This is a genomic window from Pontibacillus salipaludis, assembly GCF_014642405.1.
GTDB lineage: Bacteria > Bacillota > Bacilli > Bacillales > BH030062 > Pontibacillus > Pontibacillus salipaludis.
Map to the genome: position 1 here is coordinate 1 of NZ_BMIN01000003.1, position 23,376 is coordinate 23,376.

The window sequence follows — 23,376 nt, forward strand, 5'->3', positions numbered from 1 at the left end:
TCTAGGGCTTCGTAGTTTATCTCATCGATATAAATTTCTACGTCAAACTTAGGGAAACCGCCGAGTACGGGTCCGTACGCTCGGTGGTGTGAGAGGACGGAGGTTAGTCACCTCCTCCTACTCGATTGGGGGTAGTAAGACTAGTCATTTTGCTGGCTCAGCACTAATTTATTTACGGGGTTTTTCCATTCGACTCTGGCGTGAGGGTAATGAATCAGAATCTCCCTCTCGACGAAGTAAAGATCATTTCGTTCAAAGCCCTTTAAACTATTGGGCTGACTTGTCCACACAGAAATGGAAACCACATCAAAAGAATTTTCAGTTGTACCTAAGTATTTCTCTCCTTCAAACAGTACTCCTTTATAAGTGAGCAAAAAATTCTTCTTTACATTTTCGGGGTCATCTAAAAAATAAAACTGCTTTTTATCCTGAGCGAGTTCTAATTTTCGTTTTGGGTTCATGATGTATTTATAAGCTGTGTAGATCAGGAGGACAGCAGCAAGTAAAATTAAAAATCTAAACAAAATGATGATCATGTTGATCGACTCCCTTACCGAATCTATCTACTTCTCCATACGAATCAACTTGCAAAACGTTTCAACTTTTTATTTAGGTTTGTGAAATAGTCTATTATTTTGCGAACTACAAAGGGTAGGTCCGTTGCATTAGTTGTGTGGTGGGGGTGTCTGGGGAACGACTCGCTTTCCGCGGACAAGCTGTCGAGCCTCCTCGGGGAAACCCACCCCTGCGGGGTCTCGTCGACCTCTTTCTCCCGCAGGAGTCTCCCCGTTCCCCAGACACCCCTGGCTGTAGTTTTACGAACGGCCCCGCATCTTAAGGGTGGTGAGAGTTGCGAGGTATCCCCATATGGCATTTTTCCGTTACACCATATATGGAAGAGGTGGTTCGGGAAATTGCGAGACTCCTGCGGCATTAGGAGCCTAGGTAATAGGTGGAAGTGGAAGTTCGACTAAGACCGTTACGTCAATCGCCAACGTCGAATGACCCCACGTCGTATGGGGGCGCGGAAAGCGAGTGATTTCCCGAACCGCCTTACACTCAATTAAAGCAACGGAAACATTCTCTGACCATTCGATTGTTCGAGATTACGCTCCTAGTCTGGAACAACATCTTTTTTAATAAACGTGATACCCGTGCTATAATCGAACAAAACAGCTAAAAGGAGCTACAAAAACATGAATTGGGAAACTCTCTTTACGATGCAGCAACAATTAGACCAACGTATTGAAATGGAACATGGGTTGGAACAGGAGGATTTGTTTAGAAAAAAAGTTATGGCCCTTCTTGTGGAATTAGGGGAGCTTGCTAATGAGACAAGGTGTTTTAAATTCTGGAGTACAAAACCTCCTAAGGAAGATGAAGTGATTCTTGAGGAGTACGTAGATGGGCTTCATTTTATTCTCTCGCTTGGTCTTGAGAAAGGGTATCGTTATGATTGGAAGCAAGAGCAGCAGGGAGTTCATGAGGGTGGTTTAACGGATCAATTTCATAAAGTATATGGTGAAATCCACCTCTTTCAGGAGTCTCCGACTGATATGCACTATCAGCAACTCTTTGAGACGTTCTTAGACTTAGGAGTAAAGTTAGGATTTTCTGAGCAATCTATCCAAGACGCGTACTACCAGAAGAACGAAGTGAACCATCAACGTCAGGAAGATGGATATTAAGCTTTGGTGATTTTTGTGAATTTTTCAAAAAAGCGTTATAATGAGTAGCGTGAGTACATAGGAGGAGGAATTATAATGGCTAAATGGGATGATACCCTTACAATGCTTAAAGACTTAACCGACGCGAAAGGCGTTCCGGGTAACGAAAGAGAACCACGTGATGTGATGAAGAAATACATATCCCCTTATGCAGATGAAGTGTATACAGATAACTTAGGCAGCTTAATCGCTAAAAAAGTGGGTAAAGAAAACGGACCTAAGATTATGGTTGCTGGTCACTTAGATGAAGTAGGATTTATGGTTACGCGCATAGATGACAACGGCTTTCTCTACTTCCAAACAGTTGGGGGCTGGTGGAGCCAGGTTATGTTGGCTCAGCGTGTCACAATTATGACTAGAAACGGTGACCTCACCGGTGTTATTGGTTCTAAGCCACCTCATATCCTGCCAGCTGAACAACGTAAGAAGGCAATTGATATTAAAGAAATGTTTATTGATATTGGTGCATCTTCTAAAGAGGAAGCACAAGAATTTGGTGTTCGTCCTGGTGATTCTGTAGTTCCATACTTTGAGTTCACTCAAATGCCAAATGAAAAAATGCTGCTTGCAAAAGCATGGGATAACCGTATTGGCTGTGCCATTGCGATTGAAGTTCTGCGTCAATTAAAAGGACAAGAACATCCGAACGTTGTTTATGGTGTAGGAACGGTTCAGGAAGAGGTAGGACTCCGTGGTGCGAAAACTTCCACCAATGCCATCAACCCTGATATCGGATTTGCGGTGGATGTTGGAATTGCAGGGGATACACCCGGGGTTTCTGATAAAGAAGCAGCTAGTAAGATGGGCGAAGGCCCTCAGATTATTCTGTATGATGCCTCTATGATCTCTCATAAAGGATTACGTGATCATGTAATTGATACAGCTGAGAAAAACGAAATTCCTTACCAATACGATGTGATTGCAGGGGGAGGCACTGATGCAGGGTCTATTCATCTTACAGCAAATGGTGTTCCGGCTTTATCCATTACCGTAGCGACTCGTTACATCCACTCTCATGCGGCTATGCTCCATCGAGATGATTTTGAGAATGCGGTTAAATTAATCGTAGAAGTTATTAAAGGAATGGACGCTGAGACAGTAAAACAAATTACATTTAACTAAGGCCATATCTTTAACGTCTAGGGGGATCACCTCCTAGACGTTTTTTGTTCAACTAATCTCTATAAGTAATCGATGGTATATTTAATGATCTTCAATGGATATGTTCATGTCTGGTGTGGGAGGCTAATGGTATGAAAACATGAAAGTAGGGAGTCACATATGAGTGTATTTAACGGAAATATTTTTGAAGGAGAATTTGCTCATGATTTGGATTCATTTTATGTTAAATCTGTAAAGAGCGTGGAAACAGGTTCAAACTTAACAGAAGGTCAAGTGGAAGAACTGTTGAATTATTTAGAGGACCATCAAGGACAATCGACAGCTATTACGATTAATGACCAGATGCCAATGATGTTAGAAGCAGAAGAAGTCCAGTGTCTTATAGGGGAGTTACGTTTTATAAAAAGTCACTTAGATTAAAAAGAGGCTGTCCCGCGGAGCAGCCTCTTTCCATTATTGGTTCATATTTTGTACGTGGCTTTCAAGGGTTTCGAGGACTTCTTTCTTATCTTCCTCATTTGCATTTTCCCAGTAAAGTTCAAAGAGAACACCAAGTCCTGGAAGCATTTTCTCTTCGCCACTTTGAATAGCATCTTGAATGGTTGCTTCAATTTGTTCTTGGTTGTTACCCGAGATATTATTTAAAATAGCGTTTCTTAGGTTAAGGTTCAACTCATCCACCTCTTTTCTTAAGGATACGATCTAATTATAGTTTGACCCGGGTAAATAGAAATATGTATGATAAGATAGGAATTCAAGTGCGAACAAAGGGATGAACAAGATATGATTGAATCAATTCAAAACCCGTCGGTTAAACGATGGAAAAAGTTACAACGCAAAAGAACCCGTGATCAAGAACAAAAGTTTTTGGTTGAAGGGTTTCACCTTGTGGAGGAAGCGTTAAAGAGTCAGTGGAATGTTCTTGAACTTATTATCCGTGAAGACATTGAAATTCAAAACGAATGGCAGAATTATAAATTTACCTACGTAACTTCTCAAGTATTTAATGAGATCACGGAGACAGAGCAGCCTCAGGGTATTGCGGCTGTTGTTCAAATGGATGATCCAGAGTGGAAATCTTATGAGCGAATATTAGTATTAGACGCCGTACAAGATCCTGGAAACCTGGGTACGTTAATACGAACAGCAGATGCAGCTGGATTTGATGCGGTTATTGGTGGTAAAGGAACGGTAGACCCATTTAATGATAAGGTTCTACGAGCTACTCAAGGGTCTGTCTTTCATATTCCTTTCTTTAAGGGTGAGCTTTCAGAGTGGGTCCCTCGATTACAAGAAGAAGGGATTTCCGTATGGGCTACCTCATTAAAGCAAGCAAAAGATTATGCTGACTGTAAACCCACAAAGCCCGTTGCTCTAATAGTGGGCAATGAAGGTGCTGGGGTGCAAGAAACTTATGTAGATCAAGCTGATGAAAGGGTTATGATCCCCATTTATGGGCAAGCTGAATCATTGAATGTTGGAATCGCAGCCGGAATTTTAATGTATTATTTAAGGAACTAAGGTTGCAAAGAGCTTTTAGCTTTTCTATAATAGCTATTAGTTGAATAAAGTATAGCGTTGAAAGAGCCAGTAAATGGTTGCCACCCATACGATCTTCAGGGAGGGGATGTCTTAGACTGTGAACATTCCCAGATCGTTCAATCATTGAATTTTCACTCTTGAGCTGACACTGGGACCTCAGAATATGAGTAATAGTGTGCCGGATGAGAATCCGTTATCAATGATGAAGTGGACATTACCTGCATGAGGAATGTCAACAAGGGTGGTACCGCGAAACCATATCGAACAAGTCTCGTCCCTTTTTTATGAGGGAGGGGACTTTTTTATGTTCTCAAAAAATGACGATCGATTTATGAGGAGGATTAAGATGAAAGAGCGCTTAGTAGAACTGAAAACTGAAGCCCTTGAAAAGGTTGCGCAAGCTGAAGATGCAAAAGCTCTTCAAGATGTAAAGGTTCAATACTTAGGAAAGAAGGGCCCGATTACGGAAGTTCTTCGAGGTATGGGAAAGCTTCCTAAGGAAGAACGTCCTGTTATTGGACAAATGGCAAATGATGTTCGCGAGGAAATCTCGACGGCTATTGATGAGAAGCAGACAAAAATGGAAGAAGCAGCGCTTGAGAAGCAGCTGCAGGAAGAAACGATTGACGTTACGCTTCCTGGACGTCCTGCTCAAACAGGGGGGCCTCATCTTCTGACAAGTTTAATTGAAGAAATTGAAGATCTGTTTATCGGAATGGGCTTTGAAATTGCAGAAGGTCCTGAAGTGGAAGCAGATTACTATAACTTCGAGGCTTTAAATTTACCAAAAGGTCACCCAGCACGTGATATGCAGGATTCCTTCTATATTACCGAAGAGATCTTAATGCGAACGCACACCTCACCTGTACAAGCTCGTACAATGGAACAACATAAAGGGAAAGGTCCTGTTAAAGTGATCTGTCCAGGAAAGGTTTACCGTCGTGACACAGATGATGCTACACACTCTCACCAATTCACTCAAATTGAAGGGTTGCTAGTAGACAAACATGTTCGTATGAGCGATCTAAAAGGTGTTTTAAATGCTTTTGCTAAACAAATGTTTGGTGAAGAGCGTGAAATCCGCCTACGCCCAAGCTTCTTCCCGTTCACAGAGCCTTCTGTTGAGATGGATATCTCTTGTAAGATGTGTGGTGGAGAAGGATGTTCTGTTTGTAAGGGAACAGGCTGGATTGAAATTTTAGGTGCTGGAATGGTTCACCCGAATGTACTTGAGATGGCAGGTTATGATCCGAATGAATATACAGGTTTCGCTTTTGGTATGGGACCTGAACGTATTGCTATGTTGAAGTATGGTATCGATGACATTCGCCATTTCTACACGAACGATGTACGATTCTTGAATCAATTCCATAAGGCGTAAGGAGGAGAAAAGCATGTTTGTATCATTAAATTGGTTAAAACAATACGTGGATCTTCAAGGGCTAACACCAGAAGATCTAGCCGAAAAAATTACTAAGACAGGTATTGAAGTTGAAGGGGTAGAGCCGTTTGGTGAACCGATCGAGAACCTTGTTGTCGGATATGTTAAAGAATGCAACCAACACCCTAACGCTGACAAATTAAATGTATGCCAGGTGGACGTTGGCGACGAGGTTCTGCAAATCGTTTGTGGGGCTCCAAATGTCGCTCAAGGTCAGAAAGTAGCTGTTGCCAAACCTGGAGCGGTACTACCTGGAAACTTTCAAATTAAAAAAGCAAAGTTACGCGGTGAAGAGTCTTCTGGTATGATCTGTTCTCTTCAAGAACTAGGCATCGATGAGAAGTACGTACCGGCTGAATTTGCTGAGGGGATCTTCGTGTTTGATGGTGATCCTGAGGTGGGTGCGAACGCTTCTTCCTTATTAAACCTTGATGACATTATCATTGAACTTGGTTTAACGCCTAACCGTTCAGATGCTTTAAGCATGTTGGGTGTTGCCTATGAGGTAGCTGCGATTCTTGATACACCAATCCACTTCCCAAATGAAGACGTGCAAATTACCGAAGAGAAAGCAGAAGACGTTGTTTCTGTTACTGTTAAAGACGGTAACTTAAATCCTTATTATGGTGCAATGGTTGTGAAAAATATTGAAGTAGGTCCTGCCCCGCTATGGATGCGTAATCGTTTAATTTCAGCTGGTATTCGTCCAATTAATAATGTAGTTGATATTACAAATTATGTGCTTCTTGAATATGGACAGCCTCTTCATGCCTTTGACTATGACCGCTTCGGCAGCAACGAAGTTGTCGTTCGTCGTGCTACAGAAGGAGAAACAATCAAGACGTTAGATGGCGAAGAGCGAACTCTTTCTTCTAACCACCTTGTCATTACAAATGGCCAAGAGCCAGTAGCAATTGCAGGAGTGATGGGGGGAGCTGATTCTGAAGTTCACGAAGGAACAACGACAGTACTTTTAGAAGCGGCTTACTTTGATCCACAAGCTGTTCGCTCAGCTGCAAAGGAGCACGGATTACGTAGCGAAGCTTCTGTTCGCTTTGAGAAAGGTGTCGATCCTGATCGCGTTCAAAGAGCTGGCCTACGCGCAGCTCAGCTTCTTTCAGATTATGCTGGCGGTGAAGTGTTAGATGGAGTAGTTGCTTACGATGAATTGTCCTATGAAGAAAAGACAGTAACTTTCACTACATCACGCATGAATCATGTGCTAGGCACAGATATGGACGATGCTCATATTCAAGATATCTTACGTAAACTGCAGTTCTCTTATGAACAAGAAGGAGAAACGTTTACAGTGAGCATTCCAACACGTCGTGGGGACATTTCTCTTGTAGAAGATATGGTAGAGGAAATTGGACGTATGTACGGCTACGACAATATCCCATTCACGATGCCGCAAGGAGCTGGTAATGCTGGGGGCTTAACAGCGTATCAAGCATTGCGTCGTAAAGTACGTCGTTACCTTGAAGGTGCTGGGCTTTCTGAGACCCTGACGTATTCCCTGACGACAGAAGAGCGAGCGAATCTATTAGTGAGCCCTGATGTACAAGGAGAGAATGTTCGCCCGGTACACCTAGCGATGCCAATGAGTGAAGAGCATAGTCACCTTCGACTTAGTGCGTTACCTGAAATGCTTGCTTCGGCTTCTTATAATGTAGCACGTAAACAAAAAGACGTTGCATTTTATGAAGTTGGATCCATCTATGTAACGAAAGAGGCTGTTTTAACAAAGCAACCAGATGAGAAAGAGCGTTTAGCAGGTGTGCTTACAGGAAGCTGGCTAACTCATCCTTGGCAACAAGAAAAGAAAAACGTTGATTTCTATGTTGTCAAAGGAATCTTAGACGGTTTATTTGATTACTTGGATATAGAAGAGCAAATCTCTTATCAACAAGGTCAAGTCGATGGGATGCATCCTGGACGTACAGCATTGGTTAAGTTAAATGGAGAGACGATCGGTCATGTTGGCCAACTTCACCCTAAACTTCAAAAAGGATACGATCTAAAAGAAGCATATGCTTTTGACGTGGACCTAGAAAAAGTGTTTAAAGCGATCTCCTCAGAAGAGACGTATACACCGATCCCTCGTTACCCATCAATTAGCCGCGACATCGCGCTTGTGGTCGATGAGAATGTAGCAGCAGGAGATCTACGTAAGACGATTCTTGAAACAGGTGCTCCTTTAGTGAAGAATTGTTTAGTCTTTGACGTCTACCAGGGAGAACACCTAGAAGCTGGTAAGAAGTCATTAGCCTTCTCTCTTCTTTACTTGGATCCTACGCGTACGTTAAAGGACGAAGAAGTAGAAGAAACGCACCATGCGATACTTGATAAAGTAAAAGAACAATACAGCGCAGAACTACGCGCCTAAAATTAACCCTCTCTTTTTCGGAAGAGGGGGTTTTTAATTGGGTTTAAGATTACGTTATTGTCATTTAAATTAAGAGTTAGGTAGGGAGAAACGGAAAGCATAAAAGGTGTTGGTTGCTATTACCGCGGGTCATCCCCCATAATACAAATAAAAAGGGGAAAGGCGGTGATTGGGTGCAACATGTAAAAAACGTAGCACTTATCATAATAGGTTCCTTTATCTTCTCGTTAGGAATTAATTACTTTGCAATTCCTAATGGACTATCAGAAGGTGGAATCATTGGTATTTCGATTGTATTATATTACGTATTCGATTTGTCTACAGGACTGTCGACATTTATTTTAAATACGATTCTCATATTGGTTGGTTTTAAGTATCTAGATAAGCAGATGATGATCTACACCTTTATTGGAATCTTTACAACGTCTTTCTTCTTATGGCTTACGGAACATGTAGGAACGCCAATAGAGTCTGATTCATTACTTGCTCCTATATACGCAGGGCTCTTTGCGGGGGGCGGTATTGGTGTGATTTTTCGTGCAGGTGGTACTTCTGGTGGAACTCAAATCATCTCTCAAATGATGAAAAAAAACTGGGGCTGGAGTATGGCGAATGCTACCCTATTCATTGACATGATTGTTATTGGAGGTTCAGTCTTTGTAATTGGGCAGAAAAAAGCACTTTTAACCGTTATTGCTGTATACGTAGGGGCTCGTGCTATAGAATTTATAGTGGACGGACTTAACATGCGAAAAGCGGTGACTATTATATCAGAAACTCCAGATGAGGTGTTAGAAGCTGTCAACTCTAACGTGCCAAGAGGTGTTACAGTCTTAGAAGGTTATGGTGGCTATTCTAAAAAAGATAAGAAGGTATTGTACGTTGTCGTTCACAAACAAGAAACCTTTAAACTGCAGAGAATAATAAATGAAGTCGATGAACAAGCCTTTGTTGTTATTCACGATGTACGAAATGCCTTTGGCGGCGGATTTAAATAATGATATAAAAAAACGAGAGCTCTTGTAAAGGAGCTCTCGTTTTTTTGCTTCTACTCATTTCTAAGCGAAAGGAGGTGACTGAGTATAAGTCACATGTTAGGTGGGTCTTGGTCATGGAATAGAGTAATCTTTGGTTTTGTGTCTTTTCCTTTGTATACTCTACTAAAGTAATCATCGGTCAAATCAATAATCTCTTTTCTCATGAAGAAGAGTGGGATCACGTTAAAGACGACGACAGCGGCTAACATTAAATCAAGGAATTGCCAAACAAATTCTAATCCTCCTATACCACCTACAAAAATAGATACAATATATACAAAACGCATAATCCAAGATGCTTTTAATCCATATAGATATTCTGCCTGTTTTTCTCCGAAGAACACCAATACCCCTATGGTAGTTAGTACGAAGAAAAGGAGAAATAAAGATATGAATCCTCCGCCAAACGTATCGCCATACATAGTCGACAGAGCTATATCAATCATGTTAGATGCTTCTTCAGATGAATCGACCTTCGTCCAAGCCCCTGTCACAAGAACGGTTAATCCTGACACCGTACAGATAATGATTGTGTCAATAAATACACTAAAAACGCCCCAGAATGCTTGTTTAGAAGGGTGATCCGTTTGAGCGGCAGCGTGGGTGATAGGCGCTGTTCCAAGTCCGGCTTCATTCGAATATAAACCGCGAGCGATTCCCCACCGTAATGCAAGTGCAAATCCGGCTCCGGCAAATCCTCCCGTTGCGGAGATTGGTGTGAATGCATGAGTGAAGATTAAATTAAACACAGAAGGTAATTCTGTTAGATTAGCACCTATTACAATTAAACAAATCGTTAAGTAAGTAAGAACCATAAAGGGGACGACTTTGTCAGTGACGTTAGCGATTCGTTTTATTCCGCCGAAGACAATAACCCCTACTAAGGCAGTAATAATTAAACCAGTAATCCATCGATCCCATCCAAACGCTCCTTGTACTTGTGTTGTAATTGAGTTAGATTGAACCATAATGCTTGGTATGAGTTCGAGCATAAGTATAAAGGCAAATAAGAAGGCAACCTTCTTCCATCCTAGCGCTTTCCGGATGTAATACTGAGGCCCTCCAACCCATATTCCTTCTTTATTCTTTTCGCGATATTTTAATCCCATCGCAATTTCTCCATACTTAGTGGCCATACCTATTAATGCAATAATCCACATCCAAAATAATGCACCTGGGCCACCTAAGTAGATTCCAACGGGAACCCCGACGATGTTCGTGGCTCCGGCTGTTGAAGCGAGTGAAGAAGTAAAGGCTTGGAAGGGGGTGATTGAACCTTTTTGCTTGTCTTTTTTGAAGATTTGACCTGCGGTTTGATTGAGGATATGTCCAAAATGTCGAATCTGAAAAAACTTAAGTCTTACAGTGAAGAAAACACCTATAAAAATTAGGAGAGCGGATAACACGTACTTCCAAAGGAAGTTTGAGATCAAGGATAACCATTCCATTTAACAATCTCCTCCAAATAAGTAATTTTTGTTATATAATGGATGTATACCCTAATAATGTATATTGAATCGTTTTGAAAGATATAAAAAAGCTGCACCATTTATATGGTGCAGCTTAAGCCTTATTTAATCCATTTGTATGCTTTCTCTGTATTGGCAAAGTGTACTTTAGCGTATTGCTCTAAGGCTTCGCTTCCTTTTGTTTCAATAAGTTTAGCTGCGGCTTGATCCACTTTCTGTGATGCCCCTTTTGGTAGGGTCAATCCTGCTTGTTCAGATAGCTTATCCATCTGACGTACAAACCCAGTGCGGGCTATAATGGAAGCAGCTGCAACGGCGATGGAATAAGATTCGGCTTTTTTTAAGAAGTACACATTGTCCTGAAGCGTGGCTTTTTCAGAACGTAAGTGTTTCTCGTATATAGACCGTTCTGCAAACTGGTCAATCACCCATCCTTCTGGTTGAGTAGGATTCATTTTCTGTAACAGTTTATTATAAGCGTGGTGATGAAGCATCGTCTTCATTTTCCCTTGAGACCATCCTTTTCTCTGCCACTGGTTATATTTCTCATTATGCAGGGTAACGAGTGAATAAGGGACTTCCATTTGAACAATTTTACGGGCGATTTGCTCAATTTGTGGATCTTTTAAACTTTTAGAGTCTCGAACGCCCGCTGCTTTGAGCTTGGCGATCTGATCTTCTCGTACGTATGCACAGGCGACTGTAATTGGCCCAAAATAGTCTCCTGTCCCAGCTTCGTCAGATCCTGCATGGCTAGAAGTGTACAGGGAAGATGGAGGAGCATGGGTTGATTCAGTTGGAGAAGGCTTACTTGTTTTCTTCTTCTTATTCTCGGAAGGGTTTGAGGTTCCCCATTTGCTAGCTTCTTGCTCGTGATTCGGTCCTTGGAATAATACTTTTCCAGATTTATAGGCGGTAACGGAACAACCGTTTACTTTAGCAGCGAAAACAGCGCCAGGTGGTGGGTTTCCCTTTAATGACGCTTTGTAATAACTTTGCATTTTATATAATTGATTAGTTGGTAGTTTGAGGACTGATTGAGACAACTTGTACCATCTCCTTCTAAAAACGAATACTTTCAGTATACCAAATTGCAAGATAAAGCTGAATAATAGAGGTAAAGATAGGACAACGCTTTCCTTATTGAACAGCTTCATGTTAATATTAAATTTAGGATTCTAATGTGGGTGAGGGGGCATATCTCTGTGTCGAATTCAGACAAAAGAAGAACAACGGTCGATATACATAATCGAACATACAAGATCGTAGGAGAGGAGCCATCGCACCATATACGTATGGTGGCGAGTCTGGTGGATCAAAAGATGAAAGAGATCCAAGAGACAAACCCCAAATTGGATACTGCGCAACTGGCTGTTCTAACAGCGGTTAACACCATGAATGATTACTTAAAGCTAAAAGAAGATTATACAAGTATAGTTGAATCAAAAAGGAAAGAAGAGGATCGTTCAGACCATGATTGATTTATTATTATTGGGAATATTAGTTTTAGGGATATTGGTAGGTTTACGCAGAGGGTTTGTATTACAGCTCTTTCATATGACTGGTTTTATTGTGGCATTTATTTTGGCGGTCGTGTACTATGATGACTTATCTCCTAAGTTGCAGCTTTGGATTCCTTATCCTGAATTGCCGGAAGGGTCAAATTGGGCAGTATTTGTAGAATCTCTTCCATTAGAGGGGGCATTTTACCATGCTATAGCCTTTGCTGCGATATTCTTCTCCGTAAAGATTGTCATGCAAATTATTGCTTCGATGTTAGATTTCTTAGCGGACCTTCCTATTATTCATACAGCTAACGGATTACTAGGAGCAGCACTCGGATTTATAGAAATGTATTTCATATTGTTTATCTTTTTATACATATCGGCTCTTGTGCCAATTAACATAATCCAAAGTGCTATCGATGATTCATTCATTGCACAAACCATTGTTGAACATACGCCTTTATTTTCTGGTCAAATAAAGACCTTGTGGTTTGAGCATGTATCACCGCACCTTTAAAACTTCTCTAATGTGAGAAGTTTTTTCTTTACGGAATGGTTGAATAGGTGGATTTACTCAATTAAGACTTTTGTATTGATATCCTAAAAAGCAGGTGAAACGATGAAAGTAGATAAAAAAGAACTAGTTAAGAACTTGGAGCAGATTGCTGTATATCTGGAGCTGAAAGGTGAAAATCCTTTTAAAATCTCCGCCTACCGCAAGGCAGCACAAGCCTTAGAAAGTGATGATCGTTCTTTATCAGAGATTGAGGACTTTACAAAGATGACTGGTATAGGCAAGGGGACAGCTGCAGTTATTGATGAGTTCATTGAAAAAGGTGAATCTGACACTTTAAATCAGCTACAGGAGGAAGTTCCAGCTGGTCTTGTGCCGTTATTACAGCTTCAAGGGCTTGGCGGTAAAAAGCTTGCTAAACTTTATCAAGAGTTAGGTGTGATCGATGCTACCTCTTTAAAGTCAGCATGCGAAGAAGGTAAAGTTCGAGAATTAAGCGGATTTGGAAAGAAAACGGAAGAAAAAATACTTCAAGCTTTAGAAGATATAACAAAGCGCCCTGAACGACTTCCAATTGCAATTATGCTACCATTAGCAAAGAAGATTGAAGGCTATCTTGATGCTATGACTAGCATTGAACAGTATTCAAGAGCTGGAAGTTTAAGAAGGATGAGAGAAACGATAAAGGATTTAGATTTTATTATCGCTACGAACGATTATGCAGCGGTTCGTGATCAACTCCTAGAAATCGATAATGTAAAAGAAGTTATTGCCAAGGGAGATACGAAGGTATCCCTTCTCTTAGCGGAAGGCTATGATATTGCAGTTGACTTCCGTCTTGTTGCTCCTGTAGAGTTTGCCACTACACTACATCATTTCACTGGCTCGAAAGATCACAACGTGGCCATGCGTCAACTTGCGAAAGACCAGGGCGAAAAGATTAGTGAGTACGGTGTAGAAAACAGCGAAACAGGAGAAGTAAAAACCTTTAAGACTGAACATGATTTCTTTTCTCATTTCAATCTGAATTATATCCCTCCTGAAGTAAGAGAGCAAACAGGTGAAGTGGAAGCTTTTAAAGAAACTATACCATTGCTAGAGCACAAGGATATACGTGGTGACCTGCATATGCACTCTGCTTGGAGCGATGGGGCACAGTCTATTCGGGAAATGGCCGAAAGAGCAAAGGAAAAAGGCTATGAGTATATCGCGATAACCGATCACTCCAAGTATTTGCGTGTGGCAAATGGATTGGATGAAGACCGCCTTCGTAAACAAAGGGAAGAAATACAAAAAGTAAATGAGACAATGGATGATTTTCATATCTTCGCAGGGATTGAAATGGATATCTTACCAGATGGATCATTAGATTTCTCTAATGATTTTCTAGAAGAGATGGATTTTGTTATAGCTTCCATTCACTCTAATTTCAACCAACCTAAAGAAACGATTATGAAGAGATTGCAAACGGCCCTTGAATGCCCTCATGTTCACTTAATCGCTCACCCAACAGGGCGCTTAATTGGAAGAAGGGATGGGTATGACGTAGATATTGATCAGCTAATTAAAGGGGCTAAAGAAACGAACACAGCTCTTGAGCTTAATGCCAACCCGAATCGGTTGGACCTTGCGGCTTCTTATATACGAAAGGCTCAAGAAGAAGGGGTTCGCATAGCTATAAATACAGATGCACACAACTACTCTATGTTAGAAGATATGGAAGTGGGCGTTGGAATTGGTCGTAAAGGTTGGCTAAAGAAAGATACAGTGCTTAATACCTGGACTGTTGACCAACTTAAGGCGTTTATGAATGAAAACAGGTAATGAATAAAAGGGGTTCACAACCATGAATGAACGAATTTATCATGTTTTAGAATATAATAAAATGATTGAACAATTGTCAGAACAAGCATCTTCCTCCCTTGGGAAAGAGCAAATTCTGAAGCTTAAACCATCAATTGATGTTGAAGAAGTTCGTAAGTGGCAAGCCGATACGGACGAAGCGGCTCATGTGCTTCGATTAAAAGGACATGCTCCTCTTGGTGGAGTCTTTGATATTCGACCACATGTGAAACGAGCTAGTATCGGGGGCATGTTACAACCAGAAGAATGTCTAGATATTGCAAGTACCCTGTATGGCAGTAAACAAATGAAGACGTTCATTGAAGACATGGACGTCGAAGAGCTAACGATTCCGATTCTAGAAGAGATGGCTGAACAAATAGTGCCTCTTAATGATTTAGAACGATCGATACGAAATCGCATTGATGACCACGGAAAAGTGATGGACGGAGCTAGTGATAAGCTACGTACCTTGCGTTCTCGCATACGAACAACGGAAAACAAAGTTCGTGATAAATTGGACGGATGGACAAGATCTAAAAGTAAGATGCTTTCAGATGCCATTATTACAATTCGTAATGACCGCTATGTACTCCCTGTGAAGCAAGAATACAGAGGTTCTTTTGGCGGTATTGTTCATGATCAATCTTCATCAGGTGCTACCCTATTTATTGAACCTCAAGCTGTTGTGGAGTTAAATAATCAGCTTCAGGAAGCAAGGGTACAAGAGAAGCATGAAATTGAACGGATTTTAATTGAACTATCTGAACGGATTGCAGCGGATGAGGATTACTTGTATCAAAATGTTGAAGTACTAGCTCAGCTTGACTTTATGTTTGCTAAAGCTCGTTTTGGTAAATCAATGAGAGCTGCTAAACCTACAATTAACGACCAAGGGATCATTAAAATGAAGCAAGCGCGTCATCCGTTAATTCCTGAAGATGAAGTTGTACCAAACGATGTAGAACTTGGTGAAGATTTCACATCAATTGTCATTACTGGGCCCAATACTGGTGGTAAAACCGTAACACTTAAAATGGTTGGTCTTTGTCAATTAATGGCTCAAGCCGGTTTGCAAATTCCTGCACAAGATGGCTGTGAGCTTACCGTTTTCGAGAACATCTTTGCTGATATTGGTGATGAACAATCCATCGAGCAGTCGTTAAGTACCTTCTCTTCTCACATGACCAACATCGTCGATATTTTACAAAAAGTCGATCATAAAGGATTGGTTCTCTTTGATGAGCTAGGAGCAGGAACTGACCCTCAAGAAGGTGCAGCGCTTGCTATGTCCATTCTTGATGATGTGGTTGGAAGAGGGGCCAGAGTAATAGCTACTACCCACTACCCTGAGTTGAAAGCATATGGTTTTAATAGAGACGGCGTTGTAAATGCTTCTGTTGAGTTTGATGTAGAGACGTTAAGGCCAACCTATCGATTGCTCATTGGTGTACCTGGTCGTAGTAATGCGTTTGAAATCTCAAGAAGACTGGGATTAGATGAAGAAATCATCACAACTGCTAAAGGACATATGGGGTCTGATTCTGAGAGCGTTGAAAACATGATCGCTTCACTAGAAGAATCTAAACGTGGAGCAGATCGTGATTACGAAGAAGCGGAAGAATTGTTGCAAGAAGCACAAGAACTACGGGATGAATTAGAGCGGAAATGGTCTGAGTTTGAGAATAAGCGAGAAGGCTTATATCAAAAAGCAGAAGAGAAAGCTAAAAAAGCAGTTGATAAGGCGAAACAAGAAGCTGAAGAGATTGTATCAGAGATGCGTAACATGAAGAGTCAAGCTGAGCTTAAAGAGCACGAATGGATTGAAGCTCGGAAAATGCTTGATGAGGCTCAACCAGAACTGGCTAAGAAAAAACAAGACAAGCCTGCTAAGAAGAAAGCTGCCCAGCCTGCCTTGCAACCTGGTGACGAAGTGAATGTCTTATCATTAAATCAACAGGGACATATAATTGAAAAGGTTAACGAAAAGGAATTTCAGGTGCAGTTAGGGATTATGAAGATGAAAGTAAAGGCTAAAGACCTTGAATTTGTAAAGCGCGAGGAACCACTGAAGCAAAAGCCAATGGCTACAGTTAAAGGATCAAGTCACCATGTTAAGCCAGAGCTCGATCTTCGCGGAGAACGATATGAAGAGGCCTTACACCGTTTAGAGAAATATGTCGATGATGCTATTTTAGCGGGTTATAAAAATGTGAACATTATTCATGGAAAAGGGACAGGCGCCCTTCGTAAGGGAGTCGAAAACTTTGCTAAACAACATCGATCGATAGCAGGTGCACGTTCAGGAGGTATGAACGAAGGAGGAGGCGGAGTCACCGTCTTTGAACTACGTTAAAGGATTAAGGGGAGAGAATGATGAACTTTTGGGAGCATGCCCTTGTAGAGACAGCAGCACGCTATAGCGTTGCTGTTCTCTGCGCTGTTTTATTCCTTGCGATTTTTGAAGTCGTAACGAAATACAACAACTGGGAACAAATCAAGAAAGGGAACTTTTCAGTAGCTATGGCTACAGGTGGGAAGATCTTTGGGATTTCGAATATCTTCCGGTATTCTATTCTCCACAATGATTCTCTTTTAGAAATGATGGCTTGGGGATTATATGGGTTTGTGTTGCTATTATTTGGTTATTTTATTTTTGAATTCTTAACCCCAAGTTTCAGAATTGATGATGAAATCGAACAGGATAATAGAGCTGTCGGTTTTATCTCAATGGTCATTTCGGTAGGATTATCCTTTGTCATTGGAGCAAACATAAATTAAGGGAGAGAATCAGATGGAAACTTTAGCGAAAGTTTTAGGCATCGTTTCCGCCGCTTTTATCATCGTGGGAATTATTTATATGGTGTTTTTCGTTTAACCTGAAGCTTCCGCTGACTCTTACCAAGTCAGTGGAAGCTTTTTAATATCTCGGATCCTGTTTTAAGCGACAATCGTGCCTTCTGTAGAAGACTCGAAGCTGAGAGAATGCTTCCGATTACTCACATTGAGCACATTAAGGGGGAGGATTTCGGTTAAATTTTCTAAATTATCTTTCAATTTTGGCGGGACTATCGTTATAATATAGGTAAGAAGTCTATTTTTATTATTGGAGGGGGTACGGTATGAGTGAATTGCAGAAAGTAGATTCACGTCCATGGTTAAAACATTATCCGAGCGAGATTCCAAAGTCTATTCAGTACGATGAAAAGCCAATCCATCAATTCTTAGAGGAAAGCGCTCGAGAATACCCAAAAAAGAAAGCGCTTCACTTTTTAGGAAAGGAAATGTCGTATGAGTCTTTATACTCAGAGGTAAAGCAATTTGCAAGCTACCTGCAATATTTAGGGTTGAATAAAGGGGACCGAGTTTCTATTATGTTACCGAACTGTCCTCAGTCTGTAGTCGCTTACTATGGGATTTTGTTAGCTGGTGGAGTGGTGGTCCAAACGAATCCACTTTATGTTGAACGTGAACTCGAGTATCAAATGAAAGACTCCGGTGCAAAGATGATTGTATGTTTAGATGTTCTCTATCCTCGAGTATCAACTATTAAGGGGAAAACTGATCTTGAGCATGTAATCGTAACTGGGATTAAAGATTACTTACCATTTCCTAAAAATATTGTGTATCCATTTATTCAAAAAAAGCAATATGGGCTAATTGTCCAACCAGAACATGGGGGCGATACACACGTATGGGAAGATTTAATGTTAGATGCATCTGGAATTGTAAATGACGTAGCTGTTGACCCTAAAGAAGATGTGGCGATTCTTCAATACACAGGTGGAACAACAGGTTTTCCAAAAGGAGTTATGCTCACTCACTTTAACTTGGTATCCAATACCCAAATGTCGGATGCTTGGTTATATAAAGCTAAAAAAGGTGAAGAAGTGATCCTCGGTATTCTTCCTTTCTTCCATGTTTATGGTATGACCTCGGTCATGAACTTATCTATTATGTTAGGAAATAAGATGATCCTGCTTCCAAAATTTGAAGTAGAGGATGTGTTAAAGACCATTCAAAAGCAGCGTCCAACGCTATTTCCTGGTGCGCCAACGATTTATATTGCACTTTTAAATCATCCATCCCTACAGAAATATGATTTATCTTCTATTGAAGCTTGTATTAGTGGTTCTGCACCACTTCCGGCAGAAGTACAAGAACAATTTGAGCGAGTCACTGGCGGAAAGTTAGTAGAAGGGTATGGCCTATCTGAATCTTCACCAGTTACGCATTCGAATTTTGTTTGGGAGAAACGAGTAAGTGGTAGTGTTGGTGTACCATGGCCTGACACAGATGCAAAAATATTTAAACCTGAAACAATAGAAGAAGCTGAACCTGGTGAAATTGGGGAAATAGCGGTCTTTGGTCCTCAAATTATGAAAGGCTATTGGAATAAGCCTGAAGAAACAGATCAAGTGTTACGTGATGGATGGTTACTTACAGGCGACTTAGGATACATGGATGAAGAAGGGTACTTCTATATTGTTGATCGTAAGAAAGATATGATTATTGCTGGAGGTTACAATATTTATCCACGTGAAATTGAAGAAGTGCTGTATGAGCATGAGGCTATACAAGAAGTTGTAGTAGCAGGAGTGCCTGATCCTTATAGAGGTGAAACGGTCAAAGCATATGTTGTCCTAAAAGAGAATAGAACCCTTACTGAGGAAGAATTGGACGCATATAGCCGTAAACACATTGCTGCATATAAAGTGCCTAGAATTTATGAATTCAGAACAGAGTTGCCAAAAACAGCTGTTGGTAAGATTCTAAGACGTTCTCTCGTAGATGAAGAGAAAGAAAAGCTTGCCCAATCCAACAAAACAACTAGTTGAGCCTTTGGCTCTTTTTCTTTGGAATGAACAGAGACAAGCCTACTATATTTAGATTGACAGAAGTTAGATCCTTTTGTAGAATGAAAGATGAATGAATAGTCATTCATTTTATAACGTATAGTTAGGGGATCCACATGAATAAAAATCGACCAAAGTATAAACAGATTATCGACGCAGCAGTAGAGGTCATCGCCGAAAATGGCTATCATTCCTCGCAAGTATCTAAAATTGCCAAAAAAGCTGGTGTAGCTGATGGTACGATTTATCTTTACTTTAAGAATAAAGAAGACATCCTCGTGTCGTTGTTCCAAGAAAAAATGGGGCAATTTATCGAAAAAATAGAGGAAGATATAAAAACAAAGTCGAATGCTAAAGAGAAGCTTCTTGCAATGATTAACACTCATTACGGATTATTGTCACAAGATCATCATTTAGCAATCGTTACACAGTTAGAATTAAGACAATCAAATAAAGATTTACGTTTAAAGATCAATGATGTATTAAAACGTTATTTATTAGTTATTGATCACATCGTAGAAGAAGGAAAAACAGAAGGTCTTTTTCATGATTCGCTTGATTTACGACTCGTTCGCCAAATGGTATTTGGTACATTAGACGAAACGGTAACAAACTGGGTGATGAATGATCAGAAGTACAGCCTTACTGAACAAGCTGAGGAAGTTCATGAACTTTTAATACATGGACTTACTATACATGCTAAACAAGACTAGGGGAGGGAGCGTCATATGGATTACTTGCAGTTAGAAGCAAAAGAAGGCGTGGCGGTCATTACGATTCAAAGTCCACCTGCCAATGCATTAGCTAGCTATATTTTGAAAGATCTTGCCTCAGCTTTTGATGAGATAGAGGCAGATCGTTCTTTAAAGGCTGTGGTTTTAAAAGGAGAGGGAAAGTTCTTCTCAGCAGGGGCAGATATTAAAGAATTTACGTCCTTTCAGAGTCAAGAAGATCTAAGTAATTTAGGCCGTGAAGGGCAATTGCTCTTCCAGCGTATAGAGAATTTTAGGGCTCCTGTTATTGCAGCCATCCACGGAGCAGCATTAGGCGGCGGTCTAGAACTGGCCATGTCTTGCCACATGAGGATTGTGACAGAAGATGCTAAGCTTGGATTGCCTGAACTATCTCTAGGTATTATCCCTGGTTTTGCTGGTACACAGCGGCTTCCGCGTTATGTCGGCAGTGCAAAAGCTTACGAAATGATCTTAACGGGTGATCCAATCACCGGTAAAGAAGCGTATACAGCTGGGCTTGCTAATAAAGCGGTTACATTTGATTCTTTGGAAGAAGAAGCTATGAAACTAGCAAAAAAAGTAGCTTCGAAGAGTGGTCCTTCCATTGAAGCTGTTATGAGACTGATCCCTCATACAATTACTTCTACTTATGAACAGGGTCAACAGGAAGAAGCAAAAGAATTCGGGAAAGTCTTTGGAAATGAAGATGCCAAAGAAGGCGTGCAAGCTTTTATTGAGAAGCGTCAACCAAACTTTAAAGATCAATAGTCTTAGGAGGTTATATGATGAACATTTATGTATTAATGAAGCGTACATTTGATACTGAAGAGAAGATTCAGATTGACGGAGGACGTATTGAGGAAGAAGGAGCAGAATTCATCATCAATCCTTATGATGAATACGCGATTGAAGAAGCGATTCAATTAAGAGATGAACATGGCGGTGAAGTGACTGTCGTAACAATAGGTGAAGAAGAGTCTGAGAAACAACTTCGTACAGCGTTAGCAATGGGAGCAGATAAAGCTGTGCTGATTAACACAGAAGACGACCTTGAAGAAGGTGATCAATATACGACGGTTAAGATTTTAGAAGCTTTCTTTGAAGATAAAGAAGCGGATTTGATTCTAGCAGGTAATGTTGCGATTGATGAGGCAAGTGGGCAAGTAGGACCACGCCTAGCTGAACGTTTGAACTTTTCTTGTGCGACAACGATTACAAGCATCTCAGTAGACGGAGATAAGGCTCAAATTGAGCGAGATGTGGAAGGGGATGTTGAGAAGTTGGAAACGTCTCTACCGTTACTTGTTACATGTCAGCAAGGTTTGAACGAACCTAGGTATCCATCTCTTCCAGGGATTATGAAGGCGAAAAAGAAGCCTTTAGAAGAGCTTGAATTAGATGATTTAGACCTTGAAGAGGATGACGTAGAAGCGAAAACCAAAACAATTGAAATCTATCTTCCTCCTGAAAAGGAAGCAGGAAAGGTATTAGAGGGAGAAGTGGACGACCAAGTGAAAGAGCTTGTTTCTTTACTACAAAACGAAGCGAAAGTACTTTAAATCATTGTCAACGAAAGGGGAATCTGTATGAGTCGCAAAGTATTAGTGATCGGAGAAGTTCGTGAAGGGGCATTACGTAACGTTTCATTCGAAGCTATTGCAGCTGCAAAAACAATGAGTGATGGCGGGGAAATTGTTGGTGTATTATGTGGTTCAGACGATTTAACAAATATGGGTAAAGAGTTGATTTATTACGGAGCAGATCGTGTGGTTACGGTTCAAAGCGATCAATTAGCATCTTATACATCTGAAGGTTATAGCCAGGCGCTTATGGCTGTAATTGATGATGAGAGCCCTGAAGGTATTGTGATGGGACACACTGCTATAGGTAAAGATGTTACCCCAAAACTTGCAAGTAAAATTGAAACCGGTCTCATTTCTGATGCCGTAAACATCGAAGAGACGGGTGACAATATCGTCTTTACTCGTCCAATTTACTCTGGTAAGGCTTTCGAGAAGAAAATCATTACAGACGGTTTGATTTTTGCTACGATTCGACCTAACAATATTAAGGCACTTGATCGTGACGAAGGACGTTCTGGTGAGGTAACAGCTAGAGAAGTCGATATTAAAGATTTACGGACTGTCATTAAAGATGTTATTCGAAAGAGTACTGAAGGAGTCGACCTATCAGAAGCCAATGTCATCATTGCTGGGGGGCGCGGTGTTAAAAGTGAAGATGGGTTTAAACCATTAGAAGAACTAGCTGAAGTATTAGGCGGTGCTGTCGGTGCTTCTCGTGGAGCATGTGACGCTGAATACTGTGACTACTCACTTCAAATTGGTCAAACCGGTAAAGTGGTAACACCAGACCTTTATATTGCGTGCGGTATATCAGGAGCTATTCAACACTTAGCGGGAATGTCGAATTCCAAAGTTATCGTAGCGATTAATAAAGATCCAGAAGCAAATATATTTAATGTAGCGGATTATGGAATAGTCGGAGACCTTTTTGATGTTGTACCTAAATTGACAGAAGAGATCAAACAAATTAAAGTAAATGCATAAACATTCTCTGAGGTGCTCTTTGCAGCACCTCTTCCCTTTTTGGTCTTCTCGTTACGAATAAATGGAAGACTGAGGGGGAGGCTATTTATAAACAGATTATTAGCCAGGGAATTGTTGAAGTGATATACTTTAACCATATTCGATTTAGATGCAATTGAGGAGGAATACACATGGCTATTACACATGCAACTGATCAAAACTTCGCACAAGAAACAGGTGAAGGTTTAGTTTTAGCAGATTTCTGGGCACCTTGGTGCGGACCTTGTAAAATGATCGCTCCAGTTCTTGAAGAAATGGATGCTGAAATGAACGATCAAGTAAAAATTGTTAAATTAGACGTTGACGAAAACCAAGAAACTGCTGGGAAATTCGGTGTTATGAGTATCCCAACACTACTTCTTTTCAAAGACGGTAAAGTAGTTGATCAAGTAGTTGGTTTCCAACCAAAAGAACAACTAGTAGAACTAGTTAACAAACACGCATAGGTACTGAAGAAAACAGCCTGAGTCATCAGGCTGTTTTTTCAATAATAAGCAATTTTTTTGTAGTATTCCGCATCTAAGAAACACATTAGGTGTGTTACGTAGAAGGTGGAAGTGGGAAAAGGAGCTATAAATATCGTTTTGTAGTTTGG

At 40.7% G+C, this 23,376-nt stretch carries 22 protein-coding genes; 18 read left to right on the forward strand and 4 right to left on the reverse strand.

Going from position 1 to position 23,376, the window contains the following annotated elements; genetic code table 11:
- Positions 1 to 140: 140 nt before the first annotated feature.
- Positions 141 to 536 carry a sigma-w pathway protein ysdB gene (locus tag IEW76_RS03965; protein WP_188651141.1) on the reverse strand — a complete coding sequence of 132 codons (396 nt, stop codon included), beginning with the start codon at positions 534 to 536 and terminating at the stop codon, positions 141 to 143.
- Positions 537 to 1,196: 660 nt separating this feature from the next.
- On the opposite strand from IEW76_RS03965, the gene IEW76_RS03970 reads away from it, so the two are divergent.
- The 3 genes from IEW76_RS03970 to IEW76_RS03980 all read left to right on the forward strand — a co-directional run bounded on the left by IEW76_RS03970 (position 1,197) and on the right by IEW76_RS03980 (position 3,269).
- Positions 1,197 to 1,688: a dUTP diphosphatase gene (locus tag IEW76_RS03970; protein WP_188651143.1), complete on the forward strand. Its 492-nt coding sequence runs from the start codon at positions 1,197 to 1,199 to the stop codon at positions 1,686 to 1,688.
- Between the two features lie 75 nt (positions 1,689 to 1,763).
- On the forward strand, positions 1,764 to 2,849 hold the full coding sequence (locus tag IEW76_RS03975) for a M42 family metallopeptidase (protein ID WP_188651145.1): 1,086 nt from the start codon (positions 1,764 to 1,766) through the stop codon (positions 2,847 to 2,849).
- A 159-nt stretch (positions 2,850 to 3,008) separates the two neighbouring features.
- Positions 3,009 to 3,269 carry a hypothetical protein gene (locus IEW76_RS03980; RefSeq protein WP_188651147.1) on the forward strand — a complete coding sequence of 87 codons (261 nt, stop codon included), beginning with the start codon at positions 3,009 to 3,011 and terminating at the stop codon, positions 3,267 to 3,269.
- Positions 3,270 to 3,302: 33 nt separating this feature from the next.
- Here the strand turns inward: IEW76_RS03980 and sspI are convergent, their stop codons facing one another.
- Positions 3,303 to 3,521, reverse strand: a complete 219-nt coding sequence (gene sspI / locus IEW76_RS03985) for a small acid-soluble spore protein SspI (RefSeq protein WP_188651149.1) — start codon at positions 3,519 to 3,521, stop codon at positions 3,303 to 3,305.
- Positions 3,522 to 3,632: 111 nt separating this feature from the next.
- Between sspI and IEW76_RS03990 the strand changes: the two genes are divergently transcribed.
- The 4 genes from IEW76_RS03990 to IEW76_RS04005 all read left to right on the forward strand — a co-directional run bounded on the left by IEW76_RS03990 (position 3,633) and on the right by IEW76_RS04005 (position 9,216).
- Positions 3,633 to 4,370, forward strand: a complete 738-nt coding sequence (locus IEW76_RS03990; protein WP_188651152.1) for a TrmH family RNA methyltransferase — start codon at positions 3,633 to 3,635, stop codon at positions 4,368 to 4,370.
- 367 nt (positions 4,371 to 4,737) lie between these two features.
- The gene (pheS, locus tag IEW76_RS03995; RefSeq protein ID WP_188651154.1) at positions 4,738 to 5,772 is read left to right on the forward strand and encodes a phenylalanine--tRNA ligase subunit alpha; all 1,035 of its coding nucleotides are present in this window, start codon (positions 4,738 to 4,740) and stop codon (positions 5,770 to 5,772) included.
- Between the two features lie 13 nt (positions 5,773 to 5,785).
- On the forward strand, positions 5,786 to 8,218 hold the full coding sequence (gene pheT, locus IEW76_RS04000; protein ID WP_188651156.1) for a phenylalanine--tRNA ligase subunit beta: 2,433 nt from the start codon (positions 5,786 to 5,788) through the stop codon (positions 8,216 to 8,218).
- Between the two features lie 173 nt (positions 8,219 to 8,391).
- Positions 8,392 to 9,216, forward strand: coding sequence for a YitT family protein (locus IEW76_RS04005; RefSeq protein ID WP_188651158.1), 825 nt, complete (start codon positions 8,392 to 8,394; stop codon positions 9,214 to 9,216).
- 89 nt (positions 9,217 to 9,305) lie between these two features.
- Here IEW76_RS04005 and IEW76_RS04010 read toward each other — a convergent pair whose 3' ends face one another.
- Positions 9,306 to 10,703, reverse strand: a complete 1,398-nt coding sequence (locus tag IEW76_RS04010) for an alanine/glycine:cation symporter family protein (protein ID WP_188651160.1) — start codon at positions 10,701 to 10,703, stop codon at positions 9,306 to 9,308.
- Positions 10,704 to 10,825: 122 nt separating this feature from the next.
- The gene (gene rnhC, locus IEW76_RS04015) at positions 10,826 to 11,770 is read right to left on the reverse strand and encodes a ribonuclease HIII (RefSeq protein ID WP_188651162.1); all 945 of its coding nucleotides are present in this window, start codon (positions 11,768 to 11,770) and stop codon (positions 10,826 to 10,828) included.
- A 159-nt stretch (positions 11,771 to 11,929) separates the two neighbouring features.
- Here rnhC and zapA point away from each other — a divergent pair, with 159 nt between their 5' ends.
- From zapA to trxA, 11 genes are all read left to right on the forward strand, one after another.
- The gene (gene zapA / locus IEW76_RS04020; protein ID WP_036784522.1) at positions 11,930 to 12,205 is read left to right on the forward strand and encodes a cell division protein ZapA; all 276 of its coding nucleotides are present in this window, start codon (positions 11,930 to 11,932) and stop codon (positions 12,203 to 12,205) included.
- Positions 12,198 to 12,746: a CvpA family protein gene (locus tag IEW76_RS04025; RefSeq protein ID WP_188651164.1), complete on the forward strand. Its 549-nt coding sequence runs from the start codon at positions 12,198 to 12,200 to the stop codon at positions 12,744 to 12,746. Before zapA ends, IEW76_RS04025 begins: the two co-directional genes overlap by 8 nt.
- Positions 12,747 to 12,848: 102 nt before the next feature.
- Positions 12,849 to 14,567, forward strand: a complete 1,719-nt coding sequence (polX, locus tag IEW76_RS04030) for a DNA polymerase/3'-5' exonuclease PolX (protein WP_188651166.1) — start codon at positions 12,849 to 12,851, stop codon at positions 14,565 to 14,567.
- Between the two features lie 22 nt (positions 14,568 to 14,589).
- The gene (locus IEW76_RS04035) at positions 14,590 to 16,941 is read left to right on the forward strand and encodes an endonuclease MutS2 (protein ID WP_188651168.1); all 2,352 of its coding nucleotides are present in this window, start codon (positions 14,590 to 14,592) and stop codon (positions 16,939 to 16,941) included.
- A 17-nt stretch (positions 16,942 to 16,958) separates the two neighbouring features.
- On the forward strand, positions 16,959 to 17,366 hold the full coding sequence (locus IEW76_RS04040) for a DUF350 domain-containing protein (RefSeq protein ID WP_188651170.1): 408 nt from the start codon (positions 16,959 to 16,961) through the stop codon (positions 17,364 to 17,366).
- A 341-nt stretch (positions 17,367 to 17,707) separates the two neighbouring features.
- Positions 17,708 to 19,423 (forward strand): long-chain-fatty-acid--CoA ligase, encoded by a 1,716-nt coding sequence (locus IEW76_RS04045; protein ID WP_188651173.1) that lies wholly within the window; start codon positions 17,708 to 17,710, stop codon positions 19,421 to 19,423.
- A 134-nt stretch (positions 19,424 to 19,557) separates the two neighbouring features.
- Positions 19,558 to 20,154 (forward strand): fatty acid metabolism transcriptional regulator FadR, encoded by a 597-nt coding sequence (fadR, locus tag IEW76_RS04050; protein ID WP_036784535.1) that lies wholly within the window; start codon positions 19,558 to 19,560, stop codon positions 20,152 to 20,154.
- Between the two features lie 15 nt (positions 20,155 to 20,169).
- Entirely contained in the window at positions 20,170 to 20,943 is a 774-nt protein-coding gene (locus IEW76_RS04055) for an enoyl-CoA hydratase (protein WP_188651175.1), read from the forward strand.
- Positions 20,944 to 20,960: 17 nt separating this feature from the next.
- A complete protein-coding gene (locus IEW76_RS04060) occupies positions 20,961 to 21,734 on the forward strand; it encodes an electron transfer flavoprotein subunit beta/FixA family protein (RefSeq protein ID WP_188651683.1) in 774 nt (257 codons plus the stop codon).
- Positions 21,735 to 21,761: 27 nt separating this feature from the next.
- Positions 21,762 to 22,742 (forward strand): electron transfer flavoprotein subunit alpha/FixB family protein, encoded by a 981-nt coding sequence (locus IEW76_RS04065; RefSeq protein ID WP_188651177.1) that lies wholly within the window; start codon positions 21,762 to 21,764, stop codon positions 22,740 to 22,742.
- 170 nt (positions 22,743 to 22,912) lie between these two features.
- Positions 22,913 to 23,227: a thioredoxin gene (gene trxA / locus IEW76_RS04070; RefSeq protein WP_036784544.1), complete on the forward strand. Its 315-nt coding sequence runs from the start codon at positions 22,913 to 22,915 to the stop codon at positions 23,225 to 23,227.
- The last annotated feature ends 149 nt before the right edge of the window (positions 23,228 to 23,376 follow it).